Genomic DNA, 17535 nt, shown 5'->3' with positions numbered 1-17535 from the left:
AGTGCCCTGGCACCGTTGCCCCGCAAGGGAAAAGGCCCCCAAGAGTCACCGAAGGGTGACAATGCGCGCCCACCGGCGATGCCATGCGAAAACCGGCCATCCCCCTGGTGAGAGGGGCGAATGCCTCCTAGCGGACCCCCGCGTCGAGGGCCGGGGAAGATGTGCCAGAGTTGCCACGTCCGCCCTGTCAGCACGTACCGTACGGCAGCACAGGTGGGACCAGGTGGGGCAGCGGGAAGGGGCAACCGGTTTGACCACGCACGCACCGCAGACGGCGCAGGCCGTGACGCTGCCCGTCTCGCTGGACGAGGCGGTGGCGGCGCTGTCCGCCATGCCCACGGCCGTTCCGGTGGCAGGCGGCACGGATCTGATGGCCGCGGTCAACTCCGGACAGCTGAGGCCGGCCGCGCTCGTCGGCCTCGGCCGGATCAGCGAGATCCGCGGCTGGCAGTACCAGGACGGCCACGCCCTGCTCGGCGCCGGCCTCACGCACGCCCGCATGGGCCGCCCCGACTTCGCCGCCCTCATCCCGGCGCTCGCCGCCGCGGCGCGGGCGGCGGGACCGCCGCAGATCCGCAACGCCGGCACCCTCGGCGGCAACATCGCCTCGGCCGCCCCCACGGGGGACGCGCTGCCCGTGCTGGCCGCCCTGGAAGCCACGCTGATCATCGCGGGGCCGGGCGGAGCGCGCCGCGAGATCCCCGTGTCGCATCTGCTCGCCGGCGTGGACATGCTCCGCGGCGGAGAACTCATCGGCTACGTGCGCGTGCCGCTGCTGCACGCCCCGCAGGTCTTCCTGAAGGCCACCGGGCGCACCGGACCCGGGCGCGCCATCGCCTCCGTCGCTGTCGTCCTCGACCCGGCCCGGCGCGGTGTGAGGTGCGCCGTCGGCGCCATAGCGCCGATGCCGCTGCGGCCCCTGGACGCCGAGGCGTGGGTGGCCCAGCTGATCGACTGGGACAACAGCCGCGCGATCGTCCCGGAGGCGCTGACCGCGTTCGGCGAGTACGTCGCCGCGGCCTGCATCCCGGACCCCGTCCCCGCCGAGGACGGATCCCTGACACCGCTTCCGCCCGCCGTACTGCATCTGCGGCGCACCGTCGCCGCGCTGGCCCGACGAGCACTTGGGAGGGCACTGTCGTGACCGACGACCAGCACGAAGAGGGCGCTCCGCGCGGCGGCGGCCGCTGGGATCCGCTGCCCCAGGGCGACTACGACGACGGCGCCACCGCCTTCGTCAAACTCCCCGAAGGGGGCATTGAGGCACTCCTCGCCGCCCGGGAGCCGCTCGCCGCGCCCGGACACGGCTATGTGCCCCCGCGGATCGCCGTGACGCCAGCCCCGCCCGAGGCGGCGGACCCGGCGGCCGGCGGAACGTGGGCCGGGCAGGGCGGCAACGCCCCGTGGCCGGACCCGAACGCCGCACAGCCGGGCCCCGGAGCCCACGACGACCGGTTCTCCTACCACCCCGGGTCCACCGGGCAGTGGGAGTTCGACGACGCCGCCCGTGACGGCGGCCCCGGGCACGGCCAGGGACACGGTCCCGGGCAGGACGTGACCGGGCAGTGGTCGATTCCGGTGGCCGGAGGCGACCTTCCGGACGAATCGGGCGAGTTCACCACATCCGCACTCGTCGAGCAGTGGGGCGGCACGCCGCCCGCCACGCTCCCGGGCGGCGCGTCCGCGCCCTGGGCCAACGAGATCGGGCAGCCCTGGACCGCCGACGCGCACGAAGCGGCCACCGAGGCCCCCGTGGGGCGCCCGGGGCAGTCGGAGGCCGAATCGCCCGCGCGGGCGGCCCAGTACCCCGTACAGCCCGTCCGTGAGGCCCCTGAGCCCGTCGCCGACCCCGAGCCGGTGACCGCGGGGACGCACGAGGTGTCCGAGCCCGATCCGGCGCACGAGGCCACCGGGACGCGCGACGAGACGCTGGACGCGGACCACTCCGCCCCCGCCCCGCACGACGAACACCCCCTCGCCTCCTACGTCCTGCGCGTCAACGGCGCCGACCGGCCGGTCACCGACGCCTGGATCGGCGAGTCGCTGCTCTACGTGCTGCGCGAGCGCCTCGGCCTCGCGGGCGCCAAGGACGGCTGCTCGCAGGGCGAGTGCGGCGCCTGCAACGTCCAGGTGGACGGCCGGCTCGTGGCGTCCTGCCTGGTACCCGGCGTCACCGCCGCCGGCAGCGAGGTGCGCACCGTCGAGGGCCTGGCCGCCGACGGGCAGCCCTCCGACGTCCAGCGGGCACTCGCCAAGTGCGGCGCCGTGCAGTGCGGTTTCTGCGTCCCCGGCATGGCCATGACCCTGCACGACCTGCTGGAGGGCAACCCCGCGCCGAGCGAGCTGGAGACCCGCCAGGCACTGTGCGGCAACCTGTGCCGCTGCTCGGGCTACCGGGGTGTCCTGGACGCCGTGCGCGAGGTCGTCGCCGAACGCGAGGCGCACTCCGCCGCCGCGGCCGAAGCCGCCCCCGAGGCGGACGCGGCCCGTATCCCGCACCAGGCCGGCCCCGGCGCCGGCGGCGTCCACCCCTCCGCGTACGAGGACAACGCCGCCTACGGTTCCCGGGCCCAGCACGAACAGCCGTACGGCCAGGACGGAGGCCAGGCGTGACCAACCAAGCCGCGACCGCGACACCCACGGCGCACGAGACGGGCCCCGAGCCCCTGCCGCACGGGCTCGGCGTCTCGCTGCCGGCCGCCGAGGACCGCGCCAAGACGGAGGGCACGTTCCCCTACGCCGCCGACCTGTGGGCCGAGGGCCTGCTGTGGGCCGCCGTGCTCCGCTCGCCCCACCCGCACGCGCGCATCCTGTCAATCGACACCAGCCACGCGCGCGAGATGCCCGGCGTACGCGCCGTCATCACCCACGAGGACGTGCCCGGCACCCCGCTGCACGGCCGCGGAAGAGCCGACCGCCCGGTGTTCGCCTCCGAGGTCGTACGGCATCACGGGGAGCCCATCGCGGCCGTCGCCGCCGACCACCCGGACACCGCGCGGATGGCCGCCGCCGCCGTCATCGTCGAGTACGAGGTCCTCGAACCGGTCACCGACCCGGAGCAGGCCTTCGAGGCCGAACCCCTGCACCCCGACGGCAACCTGATCCGTCACATCCCGCTGCGCCACGGCGACCCGGACGCGGTCGGCGAGATCGTCGTCGAGGGCCTGTACCGCATCGGCCGCCAGGACCCCGCCCCCATCGGCGCCGAGGCCGGACTCGCCGTGCCCCGCCCCGACGGCGGCGTCGAGCTCTACATCGCCTCCACCGACCCGCACAGCGACCGCGACGCCGCCGCCGCCTGCTACGGCCTCGAACCCGCGCGCGTGAAGGTCGTCGTCACCGGCGTCCCCGGAGCGTCCGCCGACCGAGAGGACCAGGGCTTCCAGCTCGCGCTCGGCCTGCTCGCCCTGGCGACCGGCTGCCCGGTGAAACTCACCGCCACGCGCGAGGAGTCCTTCCTCGGCCACGCCCACCGGCACCCGACCCTGCTGCGCTACCGGCACCACGCCGACGCCGACGGCATGCTGGTCAAGGTCGAGGCACAGATCCTGCTCGACGCGGGCGCCTACGCCGACACCTCCGGCGAGTCCCTGGCCGCCGCTGTCTCCTTCGCCTGCGGCCCGTACGTCGTCCCGAACGCCTTCATCGAGGGCTGGGCCGTACGCACCAACAACCCGCCTTCCGGGCATGTACGTGGCGAAGGCGCCCTCCAGGTCTGCGCCGCCTACGAGGCCCAGATGGACAAGCTGGCCAAGAAACTCGGGACGGACCCCGCGGAACTGCGCCTGCGCAACGCCATGGCCACCGGGGACGTCCTGCCGACCGGCCAGACGGTGACCTGCCCGGCGCCCGTCGCCGAACTGCTCCAGGCCGTACGCGACTACCCGTTGCCCGCCCTCCCCAAGGACACGCCCGAGGACGAGTGGCTGCTGCCCGGCGGCCCCGAGGGCGCGGGCGAACCCGGCGCCGTACGCCGCGGTGTCGGCTACGCGCTCGGCATGGTCCACATGCTCGGCGCCGAGGGCGCCGACGAGGTCTCGACGGCCACCGTGAAGGTCCACGACGGCGTCGCCACGGTGCTCTGCGCGGCCGTGGAGACCGGCCAGGGCTTCACCACGCTGGCCCGGCAGATCGTCCAGGAGACGCTCGGCATCGACGAGGTCCACGTGGCCCCGGTCGACACCGACCAGCCCCCGGCCGGTCCGAGCTGCCGCGGCCGGCACACCTGGGTGTCCGGCGGAGCGGTGGAGCGCGCGGCCAAGATGGTCCGCACGCAACTGCTGCAACCGCTGGCGCACAAGTTCGGCATGTCCACCGAGCTGCTCCAGATCACCGACGGCAAGATCACGTCGTACGACGGTGTGCTCTCGACCACGGTCACCGAGGCGATGGACGGCAAGGAGCTGTGGGCGACCGCGCAGTGCCGCCCGCACCCGACCGAACCGCTCGACGAGACCGGCCAGGGCGACGCCTTCGTGGGCCTCGCCTTCTGCGCCATCCGCGCGGTGGTGGACGTCGACATCGAACTCGGCTCCGTACGGGTCGTGGAGCTGGCGCTCGCCCAGGACGTCGGCCGGATCCTCAACCCGGCACAGCTGACGGCCCGCATCGAGGCGGGCGTCACCCAGGGCGTCGGTGCCGCGCTGACCGAGAACCTCCGGACGGCCCGCGGCCTGGTCCGGCACCCCGACCTCACCGGCTACGCCCTGCCGACCGCCCTGGACGCGCCCGACATCCGCATCGTCAAGCTCGTCGAGGAGCGCGACGTCGTCGCCCCCTTCGGCGCCAAGGCGGTCAGCGCGGTGCCGGTCGTGACCTCGCCCGCGGCCATCGCGTCCGCCGTACGGGCGGCCACCGGCCGCCCGGTCAACCGTCTGCCGATCCGCCCGCAGGCGGCCGTGGTGACGGCCTCGTGAGCGCGCAGGAGCCGACGACCGGCGAACCCTCGCCGAACGGCGCCGAACCGTCGGCGCACGGAGCCGAGCCGTCGCTGCACGGGGTCGATCCGTCGGTCCCCGGCGCCGAGGCCGGGCAGCCGCGCTACGAACCCCCGCCCAGCGTGGGGAAGCTGCTGATCTGGGTGCTGCTGTTCGTGCTGGCGGCCGTCGTCGTCGTCCTGGGCGGCGTCTACTTCACCTGACGCGCGCCGCGTCACCACACGGGCCCGCCACACCGTCTCCGGACCGTGGAGGGCCCGTTTCCGCGCGTTTCCGGCGTTGTCAGTGGGGCGGCGTATGGTTCTGGCTCAATGGGGAACTGCCGTGGGACGACCGGCCGTTCCCCCAGGGGGAGCACGATGCGTTCACATGCGCGGGGGAGCCATGAGCACGACTGACACCGATGTCGGCGGCGCGATCACACTGACCGACGACGAGCTGTATCCGTACGTCACACACGCCGGCACCCGGAACCGGCTCACCGGCCCCGGACTGCCCGGCGACGGCACGCTGCTCGGGTTCGGCGCGCTGCGGGAGCACGGCCTGCGCACCGTCGCCGACCTGGCGGGCGACGCCGACAAGCTCGCCGCGGAACTGCGCGACCAGCTCGTCATCGGGGCACTGCGCAGCCTGGACCGGGACCTGGAGTCGATCGTGCTGGACGGGACGACCGGCGAGGTCTCCTCGACGTACGTCCAGCGGAACCCCGCCCACCTGGACCTCTCGCCCCTGGCGCCCTCCCTGGAGGCCCTGCTGCGCTTCGCGGCGGCCACCGAGGAACTGACCCTGTCCCGGGGCCGGCCGGGCCCGTTCGGCCCGAAGGCGGTCGCGGAGGTGTCCGGCCGGCTGAGCGCCGTCTTCGAGGACGCCGCGGGCGCGGACGTACCGGCGTACTGGCGGATGGCCGCGTTGATCCGCCCGCTCGCCCGGATCGCCGGACCCGGTGAAGGACTTGTCCTCGGCCTGCCGAAGCGGCTGCTGGACGAGGAGTTCGGCGCGGGCGAGATCATGCGCTTCGAGGACGTCGACTTCCCGCCCGCGCTGACGCACGAGCCGACCCGCCGCTTCCTGCGGGAGTCCGGCCTGCCCGAGGACGGCTTCCTCTTCCAGCTGGACACGGAGGTGCCGCTGCCGGCCCTCACCGAGTACTACGCGGACGAGCGTCCCGACGAGTTCTCCGCCGGTCTGCTCCCCGCCGCGGCCGACCGACTCATACGCCTCGGCTACCTCCTGGACGACACGAGCCTGGTCGTGGACGGCACCACGGGCGCGGTACTCGCGTGGAGCGAGCCCGACCTCACCCTCCGCCCGCTCAACGCGGACATCTCCACGCTGGCGTTCACCCTCTGGCTCCTCCACCGGGAGAAGACCGTCGACGCGGCCCACGGCCTCAGCGACTCCTACGAGCAACTCGCCGCCACCCTGACCGAAACCCTCGCCACCGTCGACCCCACCGCCTGCGACCCGACCCCCACCCTCCCGGGCGACGACGGCCGCCGCTACTGGCCGGAGATCTTCGAAGACCGGTCAGGCGGCACGCTGTACGCCTGACGTCCGGCCAGACCTCCGCTTCTCCGGGTGGGACGGACAGCCAGAAGGGCGGCACCTCATCAGAGGTACCGCCCTTCTGTTCTGCCTGGTCAGGCAGGCAGAGGCCGTGGCGGGAATTGAACCCGCGTAACTCGCTTTGCAGGCGAGTCCCTGAACCACTCGGGCACACGGCCGACCTCAGGTACGGCACGGCTCACTCGTTCCGAACCTGATGGGTCGACCGTAGGCGGGGTGCGGGAGCGGGCTCAAGGGTTCCGGAGCGGCCGCAACGCGACTGCCATACGCCGTTCACGAACCGTGGGCCGGCCGGATCGGGACGGGGCGTCCGGGGCCTTCAGGCGGGATCGTGCGGGGCCCGGGGGAGTGGTCCTAGGACCGAAGGACCGGTTGATCACCGTCTTCGGACAGGAGTCACAGCGGGGTGCGCACCTTACGCTGACGGGCATGACAGCAGTGGAAGCGCGCGAGGTCGCGACGACGGTTCCGTCCGGGGGGAACGGTGGCGTGCTGAGCAGGCCGTACCGGGCGCTCAGTATCGGGATCGTGTCCGTGGTGCTGGTGATCGCGTTCGAGGCGACGGCCGTCGGGACGGCGATGCCCGTCGCGGCACGGGAGCTCGGCGGGGTCGCCCTGTACGCGTTCGCGTTCTCCGGGTACTTCACGACGAGCCTGTTCGGGATGGTGCTCGCCGGTCAGTGGTCCGACCGCGACGGGCCGCTGGGCTCGCTGGCCTCGGGCATCGGCGCGTTCGCCGCGGGGCTGCTGCTGTCCGGGACGGCCGGCGGCATGTGGGTGTTCATCCTCGGGCGGGCCGTCCAGGGGCTCGGCGGCGGACTCGTCATCGTCGCGCTGTACGTCGTCGTCGGGCGGGCCTATCCGGAGCGGCTGCGGCCCTCGATCATGGCGGCGTTCGCGGCGGCCTGGGTGGTGCCGTCCGTGGTCGGACCCCTCGCCGCTGGCGCGGTCACCGAGCACCTCGGCTGGCGCTGGGTGTTCATCGGGATTCCGGCACTGGTCGGCGCCCCGCTCGCGCTCGCGCTGCCGCAGATACGGCGGCGGGCGTCCGGACAGGCGGGGGCGGGCGCCCGCGCGCCGCTGGACCGGCGGCGCATCCGGCTGGCGTTCGCGATCGCGCTGGGCGCGGGGCTGCTCCAGTACGCCGCCCAGGATCTGCGCCCGCTCTCCCTCGTCCCCGCCGCGGCCGGTGCCGCGCTGCTCGTCCCGGCCGTGCGCGGACTGCTGCCCCGGGGCACCTGCCGGGCGGCGCGCGGGCTGCCCTCCGTGGTGCTGCTGCGCGGGGTCTCCGCCGGCGCCTTCATCGCCGCCGAGTCCTTCGTGCCGCTGATGCTGGTCACCCAGCGGGGGCTGTCGCCGACGCTCGCCGGGCTCTCGCTCGCGGCCGGCGGCGGGACCTGGGCGCTGGGGTCCTGGGTGCAGGCGCGCCCGCGCGTGGAGCCGTACCGGGACCGCCTGATGTTCCTCGGCATGCTGCTGGTCGCGGCGGCCGTCGCCGCCGCGCCGAGCGTGCTGATCCCGGCCGTGCCGGTGTGGACCGTCGCCGTCGCCTGGGCGTTCGGCTGCTTCGGGATGGGCCTGGTGATCGCCTCGACCAGCGTGCTCCTGCTCCACCTCTCGGCCCCCGAGGAGGCCGGCACCAACTCGGCCGCCCTGCAGATCTCCGACGCCCTGTCGAACGTCCTGCTGCTCGCCGTCGGCGGAGCCGCCTTCGCGGCCCTGGGCGGCGGCGCGGTGGCCCACACGGCCACCACGACATCCGCCGCCCACAGCTCCCACCCGGCCGCCTTCGCCGTGGTGTTCCTGCCGATGGCGGGGGTGGCGCTGCTGGGAGCGTGGGTGACGACCCGGCTCCGGGAACGGTGAGCGGGGTGAGGACGGAGGGCGGGCGGGCCGGCCGCGCTGTTCCGGGTGTGGCGCGCCCGACACCGCTGTTCCGGGTGGCTGTGATCAGGACCGCGCGTACGGGCTGGTCACCGGTGGGGTGACGGGGACGAAGGGTGAGCCGGAGTGGTCGAGGGGCCACCGCGCGGTCTGTGACGTCAGTCCCATCCACGGGTGCCCCGGCCTTGTCCGCACGTCGTCGTGAGCCGGGCGCCGGTAGGGTGGCCCGGTTGTCATACGTAGCCGAGCCGCCCGCCCGCCTCCCGTCACGCCTCGGCTGACGCGCCGCCCGCGGACCCGGACGCTCCCAATCGACACCCAGACCGGAGACCGTGACTACCACCGCCGCCAGCGCCTCCACGCACACGCATCACCTCTCGCCCGCCTTCCCCGGCCGCGCCCCCTGGGGCACCGCCAACAAGCTGCGCGCCTGGCAGCAGGGGGCGATGGAGAGGTACCTCCAGGAGCAGCCGCGCGACTTCCTCGCCGTAGCCACCCCCGGCGCCGGCAAGACGACGTTCGCGCTGACTCTCGCGTCCTGGCTGCTGCACCACCATGTCGTGCAGCAGGTGACCGTCGTCGCGCCGACCGAGCACCTGAAGAAGCAGTGGGCCGAGGCGGCCGCGCGGATAGGGATCAAGCTCGATCCCGAGTACAGCGCCGGGCCGCTCAGCAAGGAGTACCACGGCGTCGCCGTCACCTACGCCGGTGTCGGCGTCCGGCCGATGCTCCACCGCAACCGCTCCGAGCAGCGCAAGACCCTCGTCATCCTCGACGAGATCCACCACGCCGGTGACAGCAAGTCGTGGGGAGAGGCCTGTCTGGAGGCGTTCGAGCCCGCCACCCGCCGGCTCGCGCTCACCGGTACACCGTTCCGCTCCGACACCAACCCCATCCCCTTCGTCACCTACGAGGAGGGGAGGGACGGCATCCGGCGGTCCTCCGCCGACTACACGTACGGGTACGGGAACGCGCTGGCCGACCACGTCGTGCGGCCCGTCATCTTCCTCTCCTACAGCGGCAACATGCGCTGGCGCACCAAGGCGGGCGACGAGATCGCCGCCCGGCTCGGCGAGCCGATGACCAAGGACGCCATCAGCCAGGCCTGGCGCACCGCGCTCGACCCGCGCGGCGACTGGATGCCGAGCGTGCTGCGCGCCGCCGACCAGCGGCTCACCGAGGTCCGCAAGGGCATCCCGGACGCCGGGGCGCTCGTCATCGCCTCCGACCAGGAATCGGCCCGCGCCTACGCCAAGCTGATCCGCGAGATCACCGGCACCAAGGCGACCCTCGTGCTGTCCGACGACACCGGCGCCTCGAACCGCATCGACGACTTCGCCGCGAGCGAGGACCGGTGGATGGTCGCCGTCCGCATGGTGTCCGAGGGCGTCGACGTGCCGCGCCTGGCCGTCGGCGTGTACGCGACCACCATCTCGACCCCCCTCTTCTTCGCCCAGGCCGTGGGCCGTTTCGTACGGTCCCGCAGGCGCGGCGAGACCGCGTCCGTGTTCCTGCCGACCGTCCCCGACCTCCTCACCTTCGCCAACGAGATGGAGGTCGAGCGCGACCACGCCCTCGACAAGCCCAAGAAGGAGGGCGAGGAGGACCCGTACGCCGACTCCGAGAAGGAGATGGAGGAGGCGAACAAGGAGCAGGACGAGGACACCGGCGAGCAGGAGCAGTTCTCCTTCGAGGCGCTGGAGTCCGAGGCCGTCTTCGACCGGGTCCTCTACGACGGTGCCGAGTTCGGCATGCAGGCCCACCCGGGAAGCGCGGAGGAGCAGGACTACCTCGGCATCCCCGGGCTCCTCGAACCCGACCAGGTCCAGTTGCTGCTCCAGAAGCGGCAGGCCCGGCAGATCGCGCACAGCCGCAGGAAGCCGGACGAGGAGGCGGATCTCCTCGAACTGCCCGCCGAGCGCCGCCCGGTGGTCTCCCACAAGGAGATGCTGGAACTGCGCAAGCAGCTCAACACCATGGTCGGCGCGTACGTCCACCAGAGCGGCAAGCCGCACGGCGTGATCCACACCGAGCTGCGCCGCGTCTGCGGCGGGCCGCCGAGCGCGGAGGCGACGGCCGGGCAACTCCGGCAGCGGATCGCCAAGGTCCAGGAGTGGGCCACCCGGATGCGATGACGTCCGCAAGGGGTGGCTTCCGGATGGGGTGATGTCCGGACGGAGTGGCTTCCGGGCGCGGTGGTGTCCGGACGGAGCGACATCCGGATGCGGTGGTTTCGGGAAGCCCGTGGTTTCGGGAAGCCGCTGGTCTCGGGAAGCCGGGCGTTTCTGGAAGCCGGTGAATTCTGGAACCGGAGCGTGCGCCCAGGCGTCCATCGGTCGGGGTGACATGGCGAACCGGTTACCTCCGGAACCGGGGGAATCCGGAACCACTGGCACGGGGTGCCGAGCCCGTACCTCGGGGGCGCGTTCCGTCCGGGGAGGCGTGCGCCGCGGCCCGTGCGCTGCGTACACGGGCGGTGTACGCCGAGTGGCGCGCGCCCCACGTTCCGGGACAAACGGAATCAGTCCGTACCAGCCGATGCCCGGATTCTGGACGGAGACTTCCGCTGAGCGGACCGGCTCGCTACTGTCCCGCTACGCACACGCCCCGTGGCAGCGCCGCCGCGGAGCGCAGCCGTGAAGCGACTGCACCCGGGAAGAGCCCGGGTTGCCTGCCGACCGGCGGCCTCTGAGCGCGTCGCCGACGGGACTCGGTGCCGCATCCGCCGAGCGGGGGCCGTCGACCTCACCACTAAGGAGTGGGCGTCGTGACCGCGGAGACCTCTCAGACGCTCGACCGGGGACTGCGTGTCCTCAAGTTGCTCGCCGACACGGATCACGGGCTGACCGTCACCGAGCTCTCGAACAAACTGGGCGTCAACCGGACCGTGGTGTACCGGTTGCTCGCCACGCTGGAGCAGCACGCTCTCGTACGACGTGATCTGGGCGGCCGTGCCCGGGTCGGGCTCGGTGTGCTGCGCCTGGGCAGCCAGGTGCATCCGCTGGTACGGGAGGCCGCGCTGCCCGCACTGCGCTCGCTGGCCGAGGACATAGGGGCGACCGCCCACCTGACGCTGGTCGACGGGACGGAGGCGCTCGCCGTCGCCGTCGTCGAGCCGACATGGACGGACTACCACGTGGCCTACCGCGCCGGTTTCCGGCACGCCCTGGACCGGGGGGCCGCGGGCCGCGCGATCCTCGCCGCCCGGCAGGCGCCGGTGGGGGAGCCCGGATACACGCTCACCCACGGGGAGTTGGAGGCGGGCGCGAGCGGGGCCGCGGCGCCGCTGATCGGGGTGACGGGGGTCGAGGGCAGCGTGGGTGTGGTCATGCTGGCGGACGCCGTGCCGGAGCGGGTGGGGCCGCGGGTGGTCGACGCGGCCCGCGAGGTCGCGGACGCCTTGCGCTGACCCCGCCCGTCGCCGCCGGTCCGGATCCCCTGGTCCCCGGCCGCGAAGCCCCTGTACCGGCCTCGGGACCGAGGCCCCAGCCTCGAGCCCGCACCCCGGGCCCGCACCCCGGGCCCGCACCCCGGGCCCGCACCCCGGGCCCGGACCTCCGTCCCGCAGTCCCGGTCCCCGGACCGGCGAAGTCCCTGTGCGAGCTTCGGGCCACGGGTCCGCACCCCGGACCTCCCGCCCGCCCTCCGGGGACCCGCAGCTCCCGCCCGTACCCCGGGCCCGCGCCTCCCGCCCGTACCCCGGACCCGCACCTCCCGCCCGCGGTCCCGGTCCCCCTGACCGTCCCGCGGGACCTGTACGGAGGTCTCGCCGGGCGGTGACGTTAGATTGAACCCGTGCTCTCTCGCCTCACGCGCCCCAAGGCCGTCGCCGTCTGCGCCCTCCCCGTCGTGGCCCTGCTCGCCACGGCGGCGTTCGCGCCGCTGCCGTTCTCCCTGGCGCAGCCCGGCCTCACGGCGAACGTCCTCGGCGAGAACAAGGGCGACCCGGTGATCACGATCAGCGGTGCGCCCACCCGGGACACCAGCGGTCAGCTCCGGATGACGACGATCGAGGCCACGGGCCCGGACGCCAGCGTCTCCCTCGGCGATGTGCTCAGCGGCTGGTTCGCCACGGACAAGGCCGTGATGCCCCGTGACTCGGTCTACCCGGGCGGCGGCAGCGTCAAGGAGATCGAGCAGCACAACGCGAACGAGATGAAGCAGTCCCAGGACACCGCCACCGAGGCGGCCCTCGGCTACCTGCACGAGAAGGGCGACGTGAAGGTCACGCTCAAGCTCGCCGACGTCGGCGGACCGAGCGCCGGACTGCTCTTCTCGCTCGGCATCATCGACAAACTGGACGGCGACGGGAGCGGCGGCGACCTCACGGGCGGCCGTGTCGTCGCGGGTACGGGGACGATCGACGCCGACGGCAAGGTCGGTGCGGTCGGCGGCGTCAGCCTCAAGACCCAGGCGGCCCGCCGCGACGGCGCGACCGTGTTCCTGGTTCCGAAGGCGGAGTGCTCGGACGCGAAGGCGGAGCTGCCGAAGGGGCTCCGCCTGATCCCGGTGACCACCCTTCAGGGCGCGGTGAACGCCCTGGTGGACCTGGAGAAGGACAAGGGCTCGGTTCCGAGCTGCTAGCAGGCGACGGCCGGCCGCGGCGTGGAGGCCAGCCGGAGGCCGACCTCCACGAGGGTCCAGCCGACGCGGGCGCGCAGCCGGCGGGGGCTCCTGGCCTCGGCCGTGAGCCGGTACGCCTCCGCCTCCGCACGCAGGTCGGCGGCGCGCACGTGCCGCAACTGGAGACAGGTGTCCGGATGCATCAGAGTGACCTCTCTTCGGTGTGAACGAGTCGATGTGGTCGTGCGAGTCGTGCGAGTCGTGCGAGTCGTGCGGGCCGAGCGAGTTGTCCGACTTGAGCGGGCCGAGCAGGCACCCGTCCGACCCTTGGTCGAGCCGATCAGCCGGAGGCCTGCGGGAAGACATGGGTGTGGAAGCGCACCCGTTCCGCCTCGGGGTCGTCCTCGGGTCGTTCGGCGGCACAGTAGCTGTCGAGCAGGTCGTGCATCTTCTGGATGAGCTCACGGGACTGGGCCGGCGTCAGACGGATCGTGAAGTCGCTCATGTCTGTGGAGCGGGCCCACTTGTCGGACCAGTCGTCCCGGGTGCCCAACCAAGTCGACAGTTCACGGGCGTGGGCGGTGGCGATCTCGTGCAGGAACATGTCGGCCGCCCCGCGCACCGCCGGGTCCGGGTCCTTGAGCAGGTCCTCGTCGAAACCCAGGCCCTGGTGGACCGCCTGCCACCAACGCTCGCGCCCCTTGCCCCGCTCCGGGGCGTCCTCGACGAAACCGTGCGCGGCGAGCTGCCGCAGGTGGTAGCTGGTCGATCCGCTGGACTCGCCCAGCCGCTCGGCGAGCATCGACGCGGTGGCCGGTCCCCGTCGGCGCAGGCTGCTCAACAGTTCCATACGCAGGGGATGGGCGACACCGCGCAGGGAGCGGGCGTCCAGGCGGCGGTGCTGTGAGGTTTCCGGCGGCAGAGGTGGCTGCGGCGGGTGAGGGGGTTCCGGGGGAAGCGGGGGCTGCTCCGTCATGCGTACAAAGACCGTTCAGTGCTCGGTCGCCGCCTGTTCCACGAGCGGGATGATCCGCAGCGGAACCGGGTTCTCCATGACGATCGCCGTGGCCGCCCGGACGATGCCATCAAAACCGACAACCCGGTCGATCACCCGCTGGAGATCGGCGTTCGAGCGGGCCACGAGACGGCACAGCATGTCCCCGCTGCCGGTGGTCGTGTGCAGCTCCAGCACCTCGGGCACGGTCGCCAAGTGGGCGCGTACGTCAGCGCCTTGCCCCTGCCGGATCTGAAGCGTCGCGAACGCCGTGACCGGATAGCCGAGCGCCGCCGGGTCGACCTGCGGACCGAAGCCCCGGATGACTCCGTTCGACTGAAGCCGGTCCAGCCGCGCCTGCACCGTTCCCCGCGCGACCCCGAGCCGCCGCGACATCTCCAGCACCCCGATGCGCGGCTCCTTCGCCAGCAGCACGAGCAGCCGCCCGTCCAGATGATCGATCGCCATGCGGGCCTCCGAGATGGTCATCATGTACAGAAAGCCCGCCGGTCCGGGTCTTTCACTGCACACATTGTTCAGCCGACAGGCGAACTATTGCGCACCTTGCGGAACGGAGGGAGCCTGCGGCCATGACGCAGACCACACACCACACTCCCGACACCGCCCGGCAGGCCGACCCCTTCCCGGTCAAGGGAATGGACGCGGTCGTCTTCGCCGTCGGCAACGCCAAGCAGGCCGCGCACTACTACTCCACGGCCTTCGGCATGCGGCTCGTCGCCTACTCCGGACCGGAGAACGGCAGCCGCGAGACGGCGTCGTACGTCCTCGAGAACGGCTCGGCGCGCTTCGTGTTCACCTCGGTGATCAAGCCCGCCACCCCCTGGGGCCATTTCCTGGCCGAGCACGTGGCGGAGCACGGCGACGGCGTCGTCGACCTCGCCATCGAGGTCCCCGACGCGCGCGCCGCGTACGCGTACGCCGTCGAGCACGGCGCCCGCTCGATCGCCGAGCCCCACGAGATGAAGGACGAGCACGGCACCGTCGTCCTCGCCGCCATCGCCACGTACGGCGAGACCCGCCACACGCTCGTCGAGCGGACCGGCTACGACGGCCCCTACCTGCCCGGGTACGCGGCCGCCGCCCCGATCGTCGAGCCCCCCGCCAAGCGCACCTTCCAGGCCATCGACCACTGCGTCGGCAACGTCGAGCTCGGCCGGATGAACGACTGGGTCGGCTTCTACAACAAGGTCATGGGCTTCACGAACATGAAGGAGTTCGTGGGCGACGACATCGCGACCGAGTACAGCGCGCTGATGTCGAAGGTCGTCGCCGACGGCACGCTCAAGGTCAAGTTCCCGATCAACGAGCCCGCCATCGCCAAGAAGAAGTCCCAGATCGACGAGTACCTGGAGTTCTACGGCGGTGCCGGTGTCCAGCACATCGCGCTGAACACGAACGACATCGTCCAGTCCGTCCGCACCATGCGCGCGGCCGGCGTCCAGTTCCTCGACACCCCCGACTCGTACTACGACACCCTCGGCGAGTGGGCCGGCGACACCCGCGTCCCCGTCGACACCCTGCGCGAACTGAAGATCCTCGTCGACCGCGACGAGGACGGCTATCTGCTCCAGATCTTCACCAAGCCGGTCCAGGACCGTCCGACCGTCTTCTTCGAGATGATCGAGCGGCACGGCTCGATGGGCTTCGGCAAGGGCAACTTCAAGGCCCTCTTCGAGGCGATCGAGCGCGAGCAGGAGAAGCGCGGCAACCTCTGAACCCGTAGAACGGGCAATCCCTGAGGGCTGGTTGGGCCTCACGTGTCATGTGTCCGGTGCGCGCCGAGCGGCGTACACCGGACACGCCTGTTCCCGCACACGTCTGCTCCCGCACACGCCCGTTCCCGTACGTTCCTGTCCCGCGTTCACCGTGCGGAGGGCTGCCCCGGCGCGGTCGGCGGGACCGCCGCGCCGGGGGAGCCGGTGCCGGCTGACGCCGTCGAACCCGCCGTCGAACCCGCCGCCGACGGGCCGCCCGCCGCCCCCGAAGGCCCGGCCGCGCCCGTCGCCGCGTCGTCGGATCCGTCCGGCTCCCCCGAGTCCTCCGGCGGGCCCCCGGCCGGTGGTTCGCCCAGCGCCGCCAGGGCCTGCTGGGCCTCGGGCACCAGCAGCGGCGAGAAGTACGGGTTGATCCGCAACGCCTCGGCGAGATGCCGGCGCGCCGGACCCGACAGCCCCAGATCACGCTCGATCCGCCCCCGGTGATACGCGTACAACGCGCTGCGCACACCGCCCCCGTGCTCCGGGTCCGTGGCCCGCACCGCGAAGTCGAGCGCCGCCCTGTCGTCCCCGGCGCGGTGCAGCGCCCAGCCCAGCGCGTCCGCCACCGCGATACCGGGCTGCCGCTGCCACTCGGCGCGCAACGCCCGTACCGCCGCCTGCGGATCGCCGTGGTCCGCCTCGAAGAGCCCGAGGACCAGTTCGTCGTCCACACCCTCGGCGCTCTCCCGCCGCACCAGCTCCCGCAGCAGGTCGTACTGCACGCGCGCGGCCCCGCCGAGCCCCAGCTTCTCGTACAGCTCCCCCAGCTCCAGCGCGTAACGCGGCGTGGGCCGCTTGGCGAGCGCCGCCCGGTACGCGCGCAGCGCCTCCGAAGTGCGCCCCAGCGCCGTCAGCGCGCGCCCCTGCCCGGCCAGCGCGTCGTACGCGTCGGCGTCGGTGTTCACCGCGGCCCGGTAGTGGTCCAGGGACTCCTGGCGGTCGCCGCGTTCCCACGCGAGATCACCGGCCTGCTGGAGGAACGCCGCCTGCTCGGAGGGGGTCGCCGCGCCCGCCGCCGCGTCCGAGATCACCGCCGCGGCGTCCTCGCGCCGGCCGCGGTCCCGGTACACGCGCGCCGCGACGGCCTGTGCCGCCGGCCCGGAACGCAGGGCGAGCATCCTGTCGAGGGCCTTGCCCACGGCCTTGTAGTCACCGAGCCCGGTGTACGCGTCGATGAGCGTCGGATACGTCGTCCACCGCTTCGGCGCCAGCTTCAGCGCCGCCTCGCCCCACTGCTTCGCGGTCCGGAAGTCGCCCCGCGCGCCGGCGAGAGCGGCGAGCCCGTCCAGCGCCGCCAGGTTGTCCTTCGGCCGCACGTTCAGCGAGGTCCGCAGCGCCTTCTCGGCCTTCGGGTAGTACACGGCCGCCGCCGTCCGCCGCGCCTGCTCCGTGTACGCGACGCCGAGCACCGCCCACGACACGTCGTCGCGCGGACGGGCCCGCACCCGCGCCTCGCGGTCGTCGATGAGGGCGGCGAGATCGGGCAGTGCCGCGGGCACCCCGGCGCCCACCGCGGTCACCGCCCGCGCCACCGGACCCGGGGCGGGCCGCGGTGCCCCGTCCCGTTCCAACGAGGGCAGCAGCACCAGCACACCGCCGAGCACGACACAGCCGGCGACCGCGCCGATCAGCGCGCGCCGGGCGAGCGGGGAGCGGCGCGGACCGGAGGGCTCCGGAGACCGCGCGCCGACGGGCTCCTCGGGCCGCTCACCGGCGGGCACCGCGCGCCCGGACCCGGCGGGCACCGGCTGTCGCTCTTCGATCTCCATGCGGCTCACTGTGCGTCAATACGAAGACCGCACCCCGGCACGCG

Annotated in this window: 14 protein-coding genes and 1 tRNA gene; 10 read left to right on the top strand and 5 right to left on the bottom strand. The window is 73.2% G+C overall.

The genetic code is table 11. The features are described from left to right. Positions 1 to 250: 250 nt before the first annotated feature. The 5 genes from ACZ6KY_RS11225 (at position 251) to ACZ6KY_RS11205 (ending at position 6488) form a co-directional block, all read left to right on the top strand. Entirely contained in the window at positions 251 to 1144 is an 894-nt protein-coding gene (locus ACZ6KY_RS11225; RefSeq protein WP_469310051.1) for an FAD binding domain-containing protein, read from the top strand. Further along, on the top strand, positions 1141 to 2613 hold the full coding sequence (locus ACZ6KY_RS11220) for a (2Fe-2S)-binding protein (protein WP_469310050.1): 1473 nt from the start codon (positions 1141 to 1143) through the stop codon (positions 2611 to 2613). The genes ACZ6KY_RS11225 and ACZ6KY_RS11220 overlap by 4 nt, the downstream gene beginning before the upstream one ends. Next, positions 2610 to 4916 (top strand): xanthine dehydrogenase family protein molybdopterin-binding subunit, encoded by a 2307-nt coding sequence (locus tag ACZ6KY_RS11215; RefSeq protein ID WP_469310049.1) that lies wholly within the window; start codon positions 2610 to 2612, stop codon positions 4914 to 4916. Before ACZ6KY_RS11220 ends, ACZ6KY_RS11215 begins: the two co-directional genes overlap by 4 nt. Then, positions 4913 to 5140 carry a hypothetical protein gene (locus ACZ6KY_RS11210; protein ID WP_469310048.1) on the top strand — a complete coding sequence of 76 codons (228 nt, stop codon included), beginning with the start codon at positions 4913 to 4915 and terminating at the stop codon, positions 5138 to 5140. The genes ACZ6KY_RS11215 and ACZ6KY_RS11210 overlap by 4 nt, the downstream gene beginning before the upstream one ends. Before the next feature lie 181 nt (positions 5141 to 5321). Continuing rightward, the gene (locus tag ACZ6KY_RS11205; protein ID WP_469310047.1) at positions 5322 to 6488 is read left to right on the top strand and encodes an SUKH-4 family immunity protein; all 1167 of its coding nucleotides are present in this window, start codon (positions 5322 to 5324) and stop codon (positions 6486 to 6488) included. 101 nt (positions 6489 to 6589) lie between these two features. On the opposite strand, the gene ACZ6KY_RS11200 is transcribed toward ACZ6KY_RS11205, so the two are convergent. Then, positions 6590 to 6661, bottom strand: a tRNA-Cys gene (locus ACZ6KY_RS11200). A 271-nt stretch (positions 6662 to 6932) separates the two neighbouring features. Between ACZ6KY_RS11200 and ACZ6KY_RS11195 the strand changes: the two genes are divergently transcribed. The 4 genes from ACZ6KY_RS11195 to ACZ6KY_RS11180 all read left to right on the top strand — a co-directional run bounded on the left by ACZ6KY_RS11195 (position 6933) and on the right by ACZ6KY_RS11180 (position 12971). Next, positions 6933 to 8369, top strand: a complete 1437-nt coding sequence (locus ACZ6KY_RS11195) for an MFS transporter (protein ID WP_469310046.1) — start codon at positions 6933 to 6935, stop codon at positions 8367 to 8369. A gap of 350 nt (positions 8370 to 8719) precedes the next feature. Next, on the top strand, positions 8720 to 10522 hold the full coding sequence (locus ACZ6KY_RS11190) for a DEAD/DEAH box helicase (protein ID WP_469310045.1): 1803 nt from the start codon (positions 8720 to 8722) through the stop codon (positions 10520 to 10522). 632 nt (positions 10523 to 11154) lie between these two features. Then, positions 11155 to 11796 (top strand): IclR family transcriptional regulator, encoded by a 642-nt coding sequence (locus ACZ6KY_RS11185; protein ID WP_469310044.1) that lies wholly within the window; start codon positions 11155 to 11157, stop codon positions 11794 to 11796. Positions 11797 to 12182: 386 nt separating this feature from the next. Then, positions 12183 to 12971 (top strand): YlbL family protein, encoded by a 789-nt coding sequence (locus ACZ6KY_RS11180; protein ID WP_469310043.1) that lies wholly within the window; start codon positions 12183 to 12185, stop codon positions 12969 to 12971. Here the strand turns inward: ACZ6KY_RS11180 and ACZ6KY_RS11175 are convergent. The 3 genes from ACZ6KY_RS11175 to ACZ6KY_RS11165 all read right to left on the bottom strand — a co-directional run bounded on the left by ACZ6KY_RS11175 (position 12968) and on the right by ACZ6KY_RS11165 (position 14412). Beyond that, entirely contained in the window at positions 12968 to 13153 is a 186-nt protein-coding gene (locus ACZ6KY_RS11175; protein ID WP_469310042.1) for a hypothetical protein, read from the bottom strand. The genes ACZ6KY_RS11180 and ACZ6KY_RS11175 overlap by 4 nt on opposite strands. Before the next feature lie 137 nt (positions 13154 to 13290). Further along, positions 13291 to 13926 (bottom strand): ArsR/SmtB family transcription factor, encoded by a 636-nt coding sequence (locus tag ACZ6KY_RS11170; protein ID WP_469310041.1) that lies wholly within the window; start codon positions 13924 to 13926, stop codon positions 13291 to 13293. A 15-nt stretch (positions 13927 to 13941) separates the two neighbouring features. After that, positions 13942 to 14412: an Lrp/AsnC family transcriptional regulator gene (locus ACZ6KY_RS11165; RefSeq protein ID WP_469310040.1), complete on the bottom strand. Its 471-nt coding sequence runs from the start codon at positions 14410 to 14412 to the stop codon at positions 13942 to 13944. Between the two features lie 122 nt (positions 14413 to 14534). On the opposite strand from ACZ6KY_RS11165, the gene hppD reads away from it, so the two are divergent. After that, positions 14535 to 15680, top strand: coding sequence for a 4-hydroxyphenylpyruvate dioxygenase (gene hppD, locus ACZ6KY_RS11160; RefSeq protein ID WP_469310039.1), 1146 nt, complete (start codon positions 14535 to 14537; stop codon positions 15678 to 15680). A gap of 146 nt (positions 15681 to 15826) precedes the next feature. Here the strand turns inward: hppD and ACZ6KY_RS11155 are convergent, their stop codons facing one another. Beyond that, positions 15827 to 17491, bottom strand: coding sequence for a tetratricopeptide repeat protein (locus tag ACZ6KY_RS11155; protein WP_469310038.1), 1665 nt, complete (start codon positions 17489 to 17491; stop codon positions 15827 to 15829). Positions 17492 to 17535: the final 44 nt, after the last annotated feature.

The sequence above is a fragment of the Streptomyces sp. NPDC042002 genome (assembly GCF_055588305.1).
The sequence above is the reverse complement of the archived record's forward strand: the minus strand, read 5'-3'. Positions and strand labels throughout refer to the sequence as shown.

Bases quoted from the DNA above. Each gene is read 5' to 3' on its own strand.
- ACZ6KY_RS11195 (WP_469310046.1), top strand. From the start codon at position 6,933: ATGACAGCAGTGGAAGCGCGCGAGGTCGCGACGACGGTTCCGTCCGGG.
- ACZ6KY_RS11170 (WP_469310041.1), bottom strand. From the start codon at position 13,926: ATGACGGAGCAGCCCCCGCTTCCCCCGGAACCCCCTCACCCGCCGCAG.
- ACZ6KY_RS11165 (WP_469310040.1), bottom strand. From the start codon at position 14,412: ATGGCGATCGATCATCTGGACGGGCGGCTGCTCGTGCTGCTGGCGAAG.
- ACZ6KY_RS11175 (WP_469310042.1), bottom strand. From the start codon at position 13,153: ATGCATCCGGACACCTGTCTCCAGTTGCGGCACGTGCGCGCCGCCGAC.
- ACZ6KY_RS11155 (WP_469310038.1), bottom strand. From the start codon at position 17,491: ATGGAGATCGAAGAGCGACAGCCGGTGCCCGCCGGGTCCGGGCGCGCG.
- hppD (WP_469310039.1), top strand. From the start codon at position 14,535: ATGACGCAGACCACACACCACACTCCCGACACCGCCCGGCAGGCCGAC.
- ACZ6KY_RS11205 (WP_469310047.1), top strand. From the start codon at position 5,322: ATGAGCACGACTGACACCGATGTCGGCGGCGCGATCACACTGACCGAC.